Raw genomic sequence first — 13,707 nt, 5'->3', positions numbered from 1 at the left:
TCCTTCAGTCCCCCCTTCAGCCCCCCACTGCCGCGCAGCAGTGCGAGCCCACTGACGCGCAGCAGCCCGAGCCCACTGAGGCGCAGCGGTTCGCGATCGACGGAGTGCCTTTCGACCCGAAGTGTTCCGATCAGCGGCAACAGGCCGAGAATCTGATGAAGAAACTCGCCGGCATCATCGAGGTCGAACCTAAGCCTGGCGCACGTGAACAATTCAACGATTGGATTCCCAGTGGCTACACGTATTTTCTGCAATTGATCGCGCATGACCTCGTTGAGAGCTCGCTATTTTTGTCACGCAGTGAAGGCAGCGTGCTCGGCCTCAGCAACGTCCGCAGCAAGCCCCTGCGGCTTGAGACAATCTTCGGCGGCGGCCCTATTCAATGTCCGTTTGCCTATAACGAGGACAAAAGCGGCTTTCGCAATCGCCTTCGACTAGGGGAAGTACGAAAAGACGGAAAGTTCTATACTGGCAATACGGATGACTTGAGAGACATTGCGCGCGCACGCGCGACCGAAGTACTTGGCGAAAATAGCTATCCCGAGGCGCTGATCGCGGACGGACGCAACGACTCCCATGCGATTCTTTCGCAAATCGTCGTCATGTTCCACCACCTTCAAAATCAATTACTCGAAAGTCTCGACGACAATCCAAAGATCTGTCCGACGGGGAGCCACCTGGTTAATGCGCAAAGGAAGTTTGTGGCTGGGCAGTCTGCGTGCGCACTGATTTACCGGAGCATTATCAGAAACGACATTTTGTCCAAGATTTTGCACCCGGGTGTCTTTGCAGAATACGAGTCCGGGAGGATTACAGTCCTTGACCCACCACAGGGACTCGACACCGGTACCTGGTTGGTGCCGCTGGAATTCTCTTTTGGCTTCTTTCGCTTTGGTCACGCGATGATCCGGTCGGTGTATTCGTTCAATCCAAGGACAGAGATTTCGGAGTACCGCGGCCTCGGTCTGCCCCTCATTCTTGAACACACCTCGGAAAAGAACGCCGGTCTGATGCCGTTTGAGGAATTCTGGACGATCGATTGGCAGCGTTTTTTCGGAAGCGACCCGGCGACAACGAACTTCAGCGTGCCGATCGGTCCGTGGTCCCGTTTGGACATCGAGGGTGCTGCCCGGGGACAAGACACAAACGAACCGGGATTGACGTTTCGCGACCTGACAAGTTCAATTGCCACGCAACCTTGGTCGGTTCGCGCACTGGCCGAAAGGCTGAGCCCAACACACGGCAAACTGCTCCAGCTGTCGCCCTTTCTGAGGGGCCCTCTGGACACCCCGAAGGCTCCGCCCTGGTACGCGGACATTTCCCGCTGGCTATCGGAGCGTCGATCAGCACCGGAAACCGGGCAACACCTGGACGACAACGATATCAGAATCCTGGCAACGGATCCGCCGATCCCGTTCTTCGCCCGCTTCGAAGCTGGACTGGACCCTGGCATCGCCGGGAAACATCTTGGCGTGCTGACGTCAATTGTCGTGGCTGATGTCTTCTACGGCATTTTCCAGCATGATCGCCTTCTCGACATCGACGGCAACTGGGACCTTGCAGCTCAACTTCGACGGCTATCGGAAATCCTTTTCGACGGGAAGCCCGACGCATTTTCCGGCGCCGAAAACGTCACGACGGTAGAACGGCTGATCGACTTTCTCGGAGCTCGAATTGAATTCCCCACCGGCGGGTAGCCGGTATCAAGCATCACGCATGCAGCAAGAGTGAGGTGGAATATGGGACGTGAAAAGATCACCATCAACCAGAACGATTTTCCCGCATGGGGTAAACTCGTGAAAAGCTGGGCGACCGGCATGAATTATGTCGACCACGAAATGACGGAAGCTGACCCCGTTCCCTCCACGCAGGAAATACCTCCCAAGTGGCCCAGGCCAACGTCGTTCGTGGAATTTTGGGAACAATGCAGGAAGGCGAGAGTCGGCCTCATTTACGACGACGGACTGAACACGCCGGTGCCCCGTGACGCAGGCCTGGGTCTGGCGGTGACGCAGGGCGATGGTGACGTCTTCGTTCTCCGGTTGCCGCCTCGGGACATCCTGGTGACGCACGAAGCCAGAATCCTTGCCGGCGCCCTGTATCGACTTCCGACGTTCTACCAGCGCATATTTGGGGCGCCGATTGACCCAGCGCAGCAGGACACCAAGGTGAAGAAAATGACTCTTCACGCCGAGCGCATCGGTGATTACACGCTGAGTACATGCGCCTGAAGCGCGGCCTTCACCACACCCCGAACTCGATTCCGGTGACCGGAGCGCCGGCTGCGCCGAGACCCGCAGCGAGGCGCTCCCAATCTTCCGGGATCGCGATCGGAAAAACGTGCAGCAGCCAACGGGTCATGCTTTCGCGTGTCGGCGGCGGCTGGCCATGCCAGTCGGCCGCGATCGCTTCCAGCGCCTTCTCGAATTCCGCTTTTGCCTCGTCCAGCCGGCCGACATGGGCCTTGGCCGCGCAGCCCCATATCGCGAAGGCAGGCGACACTCCGAGGTCGCGTGGGGACGCGTCAATGCATCTCGTATAGTCGGAGCAAAGAAACCTGATTGCGCCGGAATAAGCGACCTGTGGCGGCATGGGTATTGGCGTGCTGCCAAGCGATGCGGCCGACAGCCTCACGGCGCGCTGGTACTCACCGCAATAGGCGAAGATCTGCCCCGCCGCCATCAAGGTCCAGGGATCGTTGTCGTTGAGATCGACCGCAAGCGCGGCATGCAGGGTCGATTTGTCCAGCTGTCCGATCAATTGGTAGGTCCAGGCGAGACTGAGTTGCGCGCGTGAATCGAGCGGGTCGAGCTGAACGGAACGTTGCGCTATCCGCAATGTCTCCAGATGCCCGGCGGTATTCCGAAATCGGCCGGGCAGCACGATGTGCGCGATGTTGCGGAACTGAACCAGACCACTCAAAGCGGGAGAGAAATCAGGCGCATCGGCCAGCAGACTCTCGACCAGCGCGGCTCCGGCCGGCCAGTGTCCGGATGTCATTTGCAGGAGCAGCGACTGACCGCGCAGCCATCGGTCATGGATTTCGAGGGTCACCTCCCCACCGGTCGCAAGACGACGCAATCGCTCGGCAGAGACATGGATATTCAGGGACATCGCGATCTGGCGGACGATGCGCTCCTGCGTCTCGAACCACGCGGCCAGCGTGATGGAGTAGCGTTCGCTCCAGATACATATCGACGTTGCGGCATCGCGAAGGGTGACAACGAGCCGAACCGTGCCGCTCGACTCGTAGGCGCTGCCCTCAACGATATACTCGGGCGGCGAGGACCACGTTCTCGGTTCCGATTCCCAGAGTGGCGGCAGTGTTCGCACCGACCATTCGCGGAAGCGCGCGAGGCAGGCAACAAATTCATGTCGAAAACCATTGACGACGTGACGCTTGTCTTCGGGTACACCGCTCCCGTCGAATGCGCAAACAGATATGAATAATCGCCTCGGTGCGAACGCCTCGCGTGATGCGCCATGCAAGCCTGGTGCAACTGGCACGGTTTGCGGGTGCTCGCTCAAGCCGGGCGTCTGCTTGATGCCAACGATTAATGCCTGCGTTTCGCGGGAGGGTTCGATATCGTAATCTGTCTCCAGCAGATCCCAGAGCGATTTGTAAATTTTCAGGGCTCCGCCGAGGTCGCCCCGGGCCGCACGTGAGCGAATGAGGTGCCGGCAGGCAACTTCATGCGTCGGATCGAGATTCAGCAGGGCCAAGGCTGCGGCACTTGCCTCACGGGAATCTCCGTCGGCCGGCAGCAGGTGTTCGAGTGCAAGTGTCAACCGATCGAGAAGCAGTTGGCGTTTGGCCAGCAGCCAGACCTGGAAGGCCGGATCGACATTGTCGAGGCCTGAAAGCAGGCTGTCGGTAATGCGTTGGGTATCGAGCAGCCGCGAGTGCACCGTGCCCTGCGCGGCCGCCGCGACCACCTCGTCAACATCACAGACGATCCGTTCACGGACCAGCGACAAGGTCTGCTTGTCGACACGGAATCCGGCAAATCCTGCACCATCGAAGGCCAACTTGATATCATGCACGGCTTGCCGCAACGAAGCCCGTGCTCGCTCTTCGTCGCTCTCGCTCCATAACAGTCCGACAAGACGTTCGCGTGTGTCCTGCGGGCTGTCCGAAAGAGCGAGATACGCCGTCAGGGCCTTGGCCTTGCGGGTTGCAAGCGATATCTCACGACCGTCGATTTTGGCTGCGAAATCTCCGAGGAGATGGAGGATCAGTTGCCCACGCACCGGCCCCTCAGGAATGCGATCCTTTGCGGCGTCTGACGCTCCGTCCAATTGCGCGCCCCATGGTCAAATCTGCGTAAACCTACGAGATACAACCACTGGGCGTCCAGCGATATTTTCACTACTAGATTACTCAACTGCTAGAATAATAGCCTCTCGCGCTCCGTGAGACTTGCGCCATCCTGGTCTCGGCGCGCCTGCGTAAACCGCATCGTCGAAACATCCCTTGAAAACGGCTGCAGGTCGGGCGAAACGGCCCTTGCAACAGGAACGCCGATATCTTGTCGCGTGTGGTCAATCAGAAAGAGCCGAATACCGTGATTGCGCAGATGGTCCGTCAGTCCCCGGAGTTCCAACCCGGCGGACGGCCCGCTCGCCCCCTGCGCCGACATCTCCTGCGGATGAAGAAGCTCACAGTCCGCTGCCGCGAACTCCGCGCGACGGAGATGGCGGCGATCCGCCTCGTTGAGCACAGCGTCACCACCCTCAGCATGCTTGGCCTGCGCAATCGGAGCTGCCATTTCCATTTGGCACATTTCAAGGACCGCGGCCTTCACTGCATCGCTCGTGATCAATCTCGACGACAGTCCGTACGCCATTCCTCGGCCGTCATGATCCATCGACACAGCCGCAACAACTGGAACGCCAATATCTGCCGTGATATCGAGCAGAATGGTTCGCCGCGCAGTCTCTCCCTGGCGCAATCGCGCGATCAGTTCAGCCCCGACTTTGGTTGCCGGATGCTCCAGCGCGAAACCCTTCGGACGGCAGCCGCCCAGCCACCAGATGGCGGCCGCATCACGCTCGCAGAGCTCCAAAGCAGCGCGAAGAGCGGCGATCTCGAGACTCGGCCCTGCGGCTGCGCCTGCCGACAGCGCGCCGACCGGTTCGATCGCCCGTCGTGCCGGTGGCCGCCTGAGGCAAAGATCGACCGGAAGCAGCGCGGGTTCTCCACTCGATGCGTCCGATGCATTGATCCAATCGATCGACCTGGTGGCGCGTGCCGCGGCCGCGGCAATCCAACCGTCTGCCATAAAATTCGTATGCCCGCCACCGGCTTCCACAGCCCTGATGTCGCCTGGCCTCTCGAATTGTGAAAGCAGATCCGCCGCTTCGCCCAGACACGAGACAAACGCAGTCTCCAAGGTCTCGCCATTTCCCGCGACGCTCAGTCTCACCGCGCCGAAAGCCGGACCGGCGTCGACCGCTATTTCGCCGCCAATGCAATGCAGGCCCGGCGCGAACGGAGACGTCAACGAAAAGGTGCGTGCCAGACGAGGCGCTAGCGCGACAAGCTCGGCCGACGCAACACTTGCTGTCCCCTCCAGCAGTTTCCTGCCAGATCGGGAATGTAAATCAAGCGGAGCCAGATTTATCACGAACGCCTCCCAATTCAAGGAAACCCGCAACGATCGATCCATCCTAGGCTCATGTCCCAAGCAAGGTAAAATCGCTTGTCACATCGAAGACGTAGATTCAGATCTGCCGGACACCGAGTTGCGCGCCGCCGATGGATGAACCGTCCTAGCCCCGTGCCGATGTTCGGTCTGACAAACGATCAGCTTGCGCCGGCAGTTCGCCATCGTCAGTGCGTTCGGCGAAGCCGGCCAGCACGACCTCCTGCCGCTTGCGCCGCAGATGGGTGCGCAGGATGTGCGCGAGGCCGCTGCCGTCGCGCCGCTGCAGGGCGTTGAGAATAGCTTCGTGCTCCTGCACGGCGAGCGCCCAGTGCTCCGCCGACATCGGCGTGATGAAGCGCGCGCGGCGGATGCGTCCCGCCACCGACTCATAGAATGAAGCCAGCACCGCATTGTCGGCGGCTTTGACGATGGCCTCATGGATCTGCCGGTTGCAGCGATAATACGCCAGGAGATCGCGTGTCCGATAATGGGCGACCATCTCCGTCTGCAGTTCGGCGATGACACGAAGCTGCTCGTCGGAAATGCGGGGACAAGCGAGTTCGCCCGCGGTCGCCTCCAGCGCCTCGCAGACCTCGAACAATTCCTTGACGTCGTTCTGCGTGAGTTTGGCGGCGCGCGATCCGCGATTGGGCAGCAGCACCACCAGGCCTTCCGCGGCCAGCACCTTCAGCGCCTCGCGCAGCGGCGTGCGCGAGATGCCCAGCGACACGCAGAGATCGCGCTCGGGAATCCGCGCGCCGGGCGCGATTTCGCCTTCCGTCAGAATGTGCCGGAGGCGGGACACCACCTCGTCGTGCATCATCTCCGCAATCTCCTTGGCGTCGGCTTGTAACACATTTTGAATGCAAAATTAGACTGAAACAAGATTTTTCAGGTAATTTTCGCTTGTTAAACCTTACTTTTGCATTCAAAATTGAAGCCTCCTTGGTCTCCCACAGCATTTCCCCCAGGCAGGTCGCCCCATGAGCCCCTCCACCGAACCCACCTCCGACCTGCTTTACGAGGTCAGCGACGGCATCGGCCGGATCACCTTCAACCGGCCGCAGGCCCGCAACTCGCTGACCTTCAAGATGTATGAGCGTCTCGCCGAGATCTGCGAGAGCGCGGGCCTGGACGGCACGGTCAAGGTGCTGGTCCTCACCGGCGCCGGCGACAAGGCGTTCGCGGCCGGCACCGACATCAACCAGTTTCGCGCCTTCAAGACGGCAGAGGATGCCATCGCGTACGAAGCGCGGATCGATCGCGTGCTCGGCCAGCTCGAGACCTGCCGGGTGCCGACCATCGCCGCGATCACCGGCGCCTGCACCGGCGGCGGCGCCGGCATCGCCGCCTGCTGCGACCTGCGCATCGGCACGCAAAGTGCGAAATTCGGTTTCCCCATCGCGCGCACGCTGGGCAACTGCCTGTCGATGTCCAGCATCAACCGGCTTGCCACTTTGATCGGACCGGCGCGCCTCAAGGACGTGATCTTCACCGCACGGCTTGTGGAGGCGGAGGAAGCCGCCCGCATCGGCCTGCTGAACGAGGTGGTGGAGGACCTTCCAGCCCTGCAGCGACGCAGCGATGAACTGGCGCGCCTGGTCGCGAGCCTTGCGCCGCTGACGCTGCGCTCCACCAAGCAGGCGCTGCATCGCCTGCAATCGAAGGACCTGCCGCACGACGAGGACCTGATCCTGATGTGTTATCAGAGCCAGGATTTCCGCGAAGGCATGGACGCCTTTCTCAACAAGCGCCCGCCGCAATGGACCGGCACATAAAAACGCGGAGAACAATCATGGGCCCATTGGCCGGACTGAAGGTGGTCGATCTGACCCATGTGATGGCGGGCCCGACCTGCACACTGATGCTCGCCGACATGGGCGCCGACGTCATCAAGATCGAGAAGATCCCCGCCGGCGACGACACCCGCTATTCGGTGCCGCCCAAGATCGGCGACGAGGCGGCGGCGTTCCTGATGATGAACCGCAACAAGCGCGGCATCGCGCTGGACCTGAAGACGCCGGGCGGCGCGGAGGTGTTGCGGCGCTTGATCAAATCGGCCGACGTGCTGGTGGAGAATTTCGCGCCGGGCGCGATGGAACGGCTCGGCTTCGGTTATGAGGGCCTGCGCAAGGACAATCCCGGGCTGATCTACTGTTCGCTCTCCGGCTTCGGCCGCACCGGCCCTTACAAGGACCGCCGCGGTTTCGATCTGGTGGCGCAGGCGATGAGCGGCATCATGACCTTCACCGGTGAAAGCCCCGACGGCCCGCCGGTCAAATGCGGCGCGCCTTTGTCCGACATCACCGCCGGCATTCTGGCCGCGCTCGGCATTGTCGCTGCCTACAGCAACCGGCTGAAGACCGGCGAAGGCCAATGGGTGGAAACCTCGCTGTTCGAGGCCGCGCTGGTGCAGACCTACTGGCAGGCGGCGATTGCGCTGGCCACCGGCGTGGCGCCGAAGGCGATGGGATCCGCCCACCCGCTCAACGCGCCCTACCAGGCGTTCGAGGCCTCAGACAAATGGATCGTGGTCGGCGGCGCCAACCAGAGGAACTGGCAACGCACGCTGGAGGTTCTCGGGTCGCCGGAGCTCGCGGCCGATCCGCGCTTCAAGACCGGCTCCGACCGGATGGCGCACCTGAAGGAGCTGGAAGCCGAGTTGTCGCAACGCTTCCACACCAAGCCGGCCGCGCACTGGCTCGCCGCCCTGGACGATGCGGGGGTGCCCTGCGGGCCGGTGCAGAACATGCTGCAGGCGCTGGACGATCCGCAGACCCTTGCGCGCGAGATGGTGGTGGAAGTCGAGCATTCGACGCTCGGCAAGGTGAAGACCATGGGACTGCCGATCAAGTTCTCACGCACGCCCGGCGGCGTGCGCACCGGCGCGCCGCTGTATGGCGAACACACCGGCAGGGTGCTGAGCGATTATGGGTTCAGCGACGATGAGATCGCGGCACTGCAGAGTGAAGGTGCGGTGGCGTAGTTAAGTGATCCGTCACCCTGAGGTGGCCGCAACGCGGCCCTCGAAGGGCGACGGCCCGGGCCGTGCATCCTTCGAGGCTCGCCCCGCGATGCAAGAGCATCGCAAGGCTCGCACCTCAGGATGACGGAGCTAACGAAAACGAGGCTACCAGGCGACGATAAAACTTAAGAAGAAAACAAAAAATCAGAACCAATGGGAGGGTTCGATGTCACGAGGCGCGAAATTCGCAACGATTGCCGCTTTCGGACTGATGGCTTGGGTGGAAGGGCCGGCGCATGCCGGCTGGCAGCCGACCAAGCCGATCGAATTCATCGCGACGGCGGGCCCCGGCGGCGGCACCGACAATTTCGCCCGCGCGGTGCAGAACATCATCGTCAAATACAAGTTCACCGAACAGCCGATCGTGGTGGTGAACAAGGCCGGCGGCAGCGGTGCCGAAGGTTATACTTATCTGAAGGCGATGGCCGGCGATCCGCACAAGTTGCTGTTCGGCACCTCGAATGCCTGGACCCAGCCGCTGGTCTCGAAGGTCTCCTACAAGCACACCGACCTGACCCCGATCGCCGCCATGGTGCAGGACGAATTCCTGCTGTGGGTCAAGCAGGACGCGCCTTATCGGAACGTGCTGGAGTACCTGAAGGCGGTGGCGGCCAAACCGTCCGGCGATGTCCGGATGGGCGGCGCCCAGTCAAAGGACACCGACGAACTGCTGACGCGGATGATCGACAAGGCCGCCAAGGTGAAATTCACCTATATCCCCTTCAAGAGCGGCTCGGAAACCGCGGTGCAGCTGGCCGGCGGCCACATCGACTCCCATGTCAACAATCCCAGCGAAAGCATCGGCCAGTGGAAGGGCGGCACCCAGCGCCCGCTCTGCGCCTTCCGGTCCGAACGCCTTCCCGCCGGCCCGAAGGTGACCGCGACACAAAGCTGGCACGACATTCCCACCTGCATGGAATCCGGCCTTGCCATTTCGCAATACCAGCAGCCGCGCACGGTGTGGCTGCCTGGCAAGGTGACGGCCGAGCAAGCCGCGTTCTATGTCGATCTGATGAAGAAGGTGCAGGGCACGCCGGAGTGGAAGGAGTATATCGAGCGGACATCGCAGACCGATACGTTCCTGACTGGTGACGCCTACGCCAAATTCATCGCGGAGGATATCGCGCGGACCCGCGAGGTCGCGGCCGAGGAAGGCTGGCTGGTTTCGAATTAGCGCGGATGGGTTTGCGTTGAATCAACCCCGTCATCCTGAGGTGCTCGCCCCCGGGGCGAGCCTCGAAGGATGAACGGCCAAGGCATCGGCCGTCGTCCTTCGAGGGCCATCCTACGGATGGCCACCTCAGGATGACGGATCACGTGCTCGTCCTTCTCACGCTGCTTCAGAGGAGCCGCAGCAATGATCTCGCGTCACCATCTGGAAGCGGCAACGGCGGTGATGACCGGCGCATTCGGCGCCGCGGTCATTGTCTCCAGTCTGGACAACGGCATCGGCTGGAGTCGCGCAGGCGTCGAGGCCGGCACGTTTCCGTTCATGTTTGGACTCCTTATCCTGGCCGGCAGCATCATCAATCTTGTGCAGGGGTGGATCCAGGGCCCCTACATCCTGCTCCGGCGCGACGATCTCAAGCGGCTGGGCGCGCTGTTCATTCCGGCCGCCGTCTATGTCGGCGCGATTCCCCTGCTCGGCATATTTTTGGCGTCAGCCGGTTATGTGCTGGGCGCACTGGTCTGGGGCAAGAGGGCCTCGCCGCTGCTTGCGCTCACCGTCGCGATGTGCACGGCGCTTGCGCTCTATCTGGTGTTCGAACGCATTTTCCAGATCTCGCTGCCGCGCGGCCTGCTCGGCGACGCACTCGGATTGTAGGGAGATTTTCTTTGGACAATCTCGAGTCCCTGCTCCACGGCTTCACCATCGCCATCTCCGTCCAGCACATTGCCCTGATGGTGATCGGCGTGCTGCTCGGCATCCTGGTCGGTGTGCTGCCCGGCCTCGGCGCGCCCAATGGCGTGTCGCTGCTGTTGCCGCTCACCTTCGGCATGCAGCCGGTGTCCGCGATCATCCTGCTGTCGTCGATGTATTGGGGCGCGCTGTTTGGCGGCTCGGTCACCTCCATTCTCTTCAACATCCCCGGCGAGCCCTCCTCGGTCGCGACCACCTTCGACGGCTATCCGATGGCGCGCGACGGCCGGCCGACCACGGCGCTCGCCACCGCCTTCGGGTCGGCCGCGTTCGGCGCGCTGGTGGGCGTAGTGCTGATCACCCTGCTCGCCTCCTGGGTGGCGAAAGCCGCGCTGGCGTTCGGGCCGCCGGAATATTTCGCGGTGTATTTCCTCGCCTTCGCAAGCTTTGTGGGCATGGGCGGCGCGCCGCCGGTCAAGACACTGGTGTCGCTCGCCATCGGCTTTGCACTGGCTGCCATCGGCATCGACACGGTGTCCGGCAGCGTCCGGCTGACCATGGGCATCGACGAGTTGGTGAAAGGCGTCAGCTTCGTGGTCGCGGTGATGGGGCTGTTCGGCATCGGCGAACTTTTGGTCGCCACCGAAGAGGAGTTTCAGGCCAAGACCATCTCATCCAAGGTCGAATGGCGCGAAGTGTTCCGCACCCTGATCGGCCTGCCGCGCCATGCCGGAGTGCTGCTGCGCAGCGCCGCCATCGGCTGCTGGATGGGCATCACGCCGGGCGGCCCCACCGCCGCATCGTTCATGAGTTATGGCGTCGCCAAGCGGCTGTCGCCGCGCCACGCCAATTTCGGCAAGGGCGAGCCTGAGGGCATCATCGCGCCGGAGACCGCCGACCATGCCGCCGGCACCAGCGCGCTGCTGCCGATGCTGTCGCTGGGCATTCCCGGCTCCGCCACCGCCGCGGTGATGATGGGCGGCCTGATGATCTGGGGCCTGAACCCCGGACCGATGCTGTTTGTCGAGCAGCCGGATTTCGTCTGGGGCCTGATCGCCTCGATGTATCTCGGCAATATCGTTGCGGTGATCCTGGTGCTGCTCACCGTGCCGCTGTTTGCCGCGCTGATGCGGGTGCCGTTCTTCATCATCGCGCCACTCATTGTCATCATCTGCACTGTCGGCGCCTACTCAGTGTCGAACTCGTTCCTCGACGTGGTGCTGATGATGGGCTTCGGCGTGCTCGGCTATTTGTTCAAGAAGCTGCATTATCCGCTGGCGCCGCTGGTGCTGGCCATCGTGATCGGCGACAAGGCGGAAGACGCCTTTCGCCAGGCCATGCTGATGTCGAGGGGCTCGCTCGGAATCTTCTTTGACAATATGCTGGTGACCTCGCTGGTGCTGCTCGGCACCGCCCTGCTGGTGTTGCCGCCGCTGATGCAGGCGCTGGGCAAATGGCGGGCGCGGTCCCGCACGCGTAGCCCGGATGAGCAAAGCGAGATCCGGGGCTGATGCCCGTGGAGAAAGAACCCGGATGTCGCTACGCTCATCCGGGCTACGAACTCAACGGAACGAGATGTGTCGTGATCGTGCGCCAAGCCACACTGGACGAACTGCCCGACCTCAGCGATCTCTGCCTGAGGTCGAAGGCCGTATGGGGTTACGACCAGGCGTTCCTCGAGGCCTGCCGCAGCGAACTGGCATTGCGGCCGGACGAACTCGCCACCACCCGCATCGCGGTCGCCGAAACTGACGGCGGTATCGCCGGTGTCGTTCAAATCAAGGTGATGGGGACAGACGCGGAGCTGCTGAAGCTGTTCATCGCGCCACACGGATTGCGTCGCGGCCTCGGCCGCACGCTGTTCAATTGGGCTGCTGTGGAAGCAAAGCATATGGGTGCAACGCACCTCCTGATCGAAGCCGATCCGGACGCGGCGCCATTCTATCGCCGCCTCGGGGCCCACGACGTCGGCGTTGCGATCTCGCAATCGATTCCGGGGCGAACGCTCCCGAAGCTGAGATTTGAAATCACGAACGTGTAGCCCGGATGAGCGTAGCGAGATCCGGGGTTGATGCCGCCGCTCAAAATGCCCCGGATATCGCTACGCTCATCCGGGCTACGAGCTCGTAGCAATAACGCTTTCGTCATTGAAGCCATGTCGCTGATACACTGTTGCGGCGACACCCGGATCGTCTAGCCTGTGCTCCTCGCCACCGGCCAATAAAAAAGGACCTGCCCATGCCCACTATCGATGCGAACGGCGTCAAGCTGCATTATCAGGACACCGGGCGCGGATATCCCATCGTGTTCGTGCACGAGTTCGGCGCCGACCATCGCGAGTGGGAAACGCAGGTGCGCTACTTCTCGCGCGGCTACCGCTGCATCACCTATAACGCGCGGGGTTATCCGCCGAGCGACGTGCCGGAAGATCTCAACCAATATGGCTGGGAATTTTCCCGCGACGATATCGCCGCCGTGATGCGCGGGCTCGGCATCGCGCAGGCCCATCTCGTCGGGCTCAGCATGGGCGGTTATGCGGTGCTGCAGTTCGGCCTAAAGTATCCCGACATGGCGAGCGCGATCGTGGCGGCAGGTGCCGGCACCGGATCGCCGCCGCATCTGCGCGACGCTTACTTGAAGGAAGCGCCGGAAACCGCGCGCGGTTTCATCACCCGCGGCATGGCCGCGATGGCCGAGGAGATGGGCCACGGCCCCACCCGCATCCAGCTCAAGCACAAGGACCCGCGCGGCTGGCAGGAGTTCATGGACCACCTGCGCGCGCATTCGGCGCAGGGCATGTCGAACACCTGCGCGCGTTACCAGGCGCTGCGGCCGTCGCTGCACGATTTCCGCGACGCGTTCGGCAAGATGACCACGCCGGTGCTGCTGGCGGTCGGCGACGAGGACGCGCCTTGTCTGGACACCAATCTGATGCTGAAAAGCGCCATCCCCACCGCGGGGTTGTGGATGTGCCCGAACACCGGGCATGCGATCAACCTGGAGGAGCCGGCGGCGTTCAATGCGGAGGTGGAGCGGTTTTTTGCTGCGGTGGAGCGAGGTAGCTGGCGGCGAAGAGAATAAGCACGGCGCAATGAGATGCGGTGCGCATCCACATTCTCTCCGTCATGCCCGCGCTTGTCGCGGGTATCCACGTCTTGAGAGCACCTCAGCAA

The 13,707-nt window shown here is 62.3% G+C and carries 12 protein-coding genes; 9 read left to right on the top strand and 3 right to left on the bottom strand.

Annotated features, from left to right (window positions below):
* Nucleotides 1-155 precede the first annotated feature (155 nt).
* Together RS897_RS20655 and RS897_RS20650 are read left to right on the top strand one after the other, a co-directional pair.
* Nucleotides 156-1,697, top strand: a complete 1,542-nt coding sequence (locus tag RS897_RS20655; RefSeq protein ID WP_315838351.1) for a peroxidase family protein — start codon at nucleotides 156-158, stop codon at nucleotides 1,695-1,697.
* A gap of 42 nt (nucleotides 1,698-1,739) precedes the next feature.
* The gene (locus RS897_RS20650; RefSeq protein ID WP_315838350.1) at nucleotides 1,740-2,231 is read left to right on the top strand and encodes a hypothetical protein; all 492 of its coding nucleotides are present in this window, start codon (nucleotides 1,740-1,742) and stop codon (nucleotides 2,229-2,231) included.
* Between the two features lie 10 nt (nucleotides 2,232-2,241).
* Here RS897_RS20650 and RS897_RS20645 read toward each other — a convergent pair whose 3' ends face one another.
* The 3 genes from RS897_RS20645 to RS897_RS20635 all read right to left on the bottom strand — a co-directional run bounded on the left by RS897_RS20645 (nucleotide 2,242) and on the right by RS897_RS20635 (nucleotide 6,471).
* Nucleotides 2,242-4,251, bottom strand: a complete 2,010-nt coding sequence (locus tag RS897_RS20645; RefSeq protein WP_315838349.1) for a BTAD domain-containing putative transcriptional regulator — start codon at nucleotides 4,249-4,251, stop codon at nucleotides 2,242-2,244.
* Nucleotides 4,252-4,388: 137 nt separating this feature from the next.
* Nucleotides 4,389-5,669 carry a YcaO-like family protein gene (locus tag RS897_RS20640; RefSeq protein ID WP_315838348.1) on the bottom strand — a complete coding sequence of 427 codons (1,281 nt, stop codon included), beginning with the start codon at nucleotides 5,667-5,669 and terminating at the stop codon, nucleotides 4,389-4,391.
* Between the two features lie 103 nt (nucleotides 5,670-5,772).
* Nucleotides 5,773-6,471 carry a GntR family transcriptional regulator gene (locus tag RS897_RS20635; RefSeq protein ID WP_315838347.1) on the bottom strand — a complete coding sequence of 233 codons (699 nt, stop codon included), beginning with the start codon at nucleotides 6,469-6,471 and terminating at the stop codon, nucleotides 5,773-5,775.
* 160 nt (nucleotides 6,472-6,631) lie between these two features.
* Between RS897_RS20635 and RS897_RS20630 the strand changes: the two genes are divergently transcribed.
* The 7 genes from RS897_RS20630 to RS897_RS20600 all read left to right on the top strand — a co-directional run bounded on the left by RS897_RS20630 (nucleotide 6,632) and on the right by RS897_RS20600 (nucleotide 13,615).
* Nucleotides 6,632-7,426, top strand: a complete 795-nt coding sequence (locus RS897_RS20630; protein WP_315838346.1) for an enoyl-CoA hydratase/isomerase family protein — start codon at nucleotides 6,632-6,634, stop codon at nucleotides 7,424-7,426.
* Nucleotides 7,427-7,443: 17 nt separating this feature from the next.
* Nucleotides 7,444-8,634 carry a CaiB/BaiF CoA transferase family protein gene (locus tag RS897_RS20625; protein WP_315838345.1) on the top strand — a complete coding sequence of 397 codons (1,191 nt, stop codon included), beginning with the start codon at nucleotides 7,444-7,446 and terminating at the stop codon, nucleotides 8,632-8,634.
* Between the two features lie 250 nt (nucleotides 8,635-8,884).
* Nucleotides 8,885-9,847 (top strand): tripartite tricarboxylate transporter substrate binding protein, encoded by a 963-nt coding sequence (locus RS897_RS20620; protein ID WP_407654558.1) that lies wholly within the window; start codon nucleotides 8,885-8,887, stop codon nucleotides 9,845-9,847.
* A gap of 183 nt (nucleotides 9,848-10,030) precedes the next feature.
* Nucleotides 10,031-10,498, top strand: a complete 468-nt coding sequence (locus tag RS897_RS20615; RefSeq protein ID WP_315838343.1) for a tripartite tricarboxylate transporter TctB family protein — start codon at nucleotides 10,031-10,033, stop codon at nucleotides 10,496-10,498.
* Nucleotides 10,499-10,509: 11 nt separating this feature from the next.
* Nucleotides 10,510-12,045: a tripartite tricarboxylate transporter permease gene (locus RS897_RS20610; RefSeq protein WP_315838342.1), complete on the top strand. Its 1,536-nt coding sequence runs from the start codon at nucleotides 10,510-10,512 to the stop codon at nucleotides 12,043-12,045.
* A 71-nt stretch (nucleotides 12,046-12,116) separates the two neighbouring features.
* Entirely contained in the window at nucleotides 12,117-12,575 is a 459-nt protein-coding gene (locus RS897_RS20605; RefSeq protein WP_315838341.1) for a GNAT family N-acetyltransferase, read from the top strand.
* A gap of 197 nt (nucleotides 12,576-12,772) precedes the next feature.
* Entirely contained in the window at nucleotides 12,773-13,615 is an 843-nt protein-coding gene (locus RS897_RS20600; RefSeq protein ID WP_315838340.1) for an alpha/beta fold hydrolase, read from the top strand.
* The last annotated feature ends 92 nt before the right edge of the window (nucleotides 13,616-13,707 follow it).

The sequence above is a fragment of the Bradyrhizobium prioriisuperbiae genome (assembly GCF_032397745.1).
GTDB classification, from domain to species: domain Bacteria; phylum Pseudomonadota; class Alphaproteobacteria; order Rhizobiales; family Xanthobacteraceae; genus Bradyrhizobium_A; species Bradyrhizobium_A prioriisuperbiae.
The sequence above is the reverse complement of the archived record's forward strand: the minus strand, read 5'-3'. Positions and strand labels throughout refer to the sequence as shown.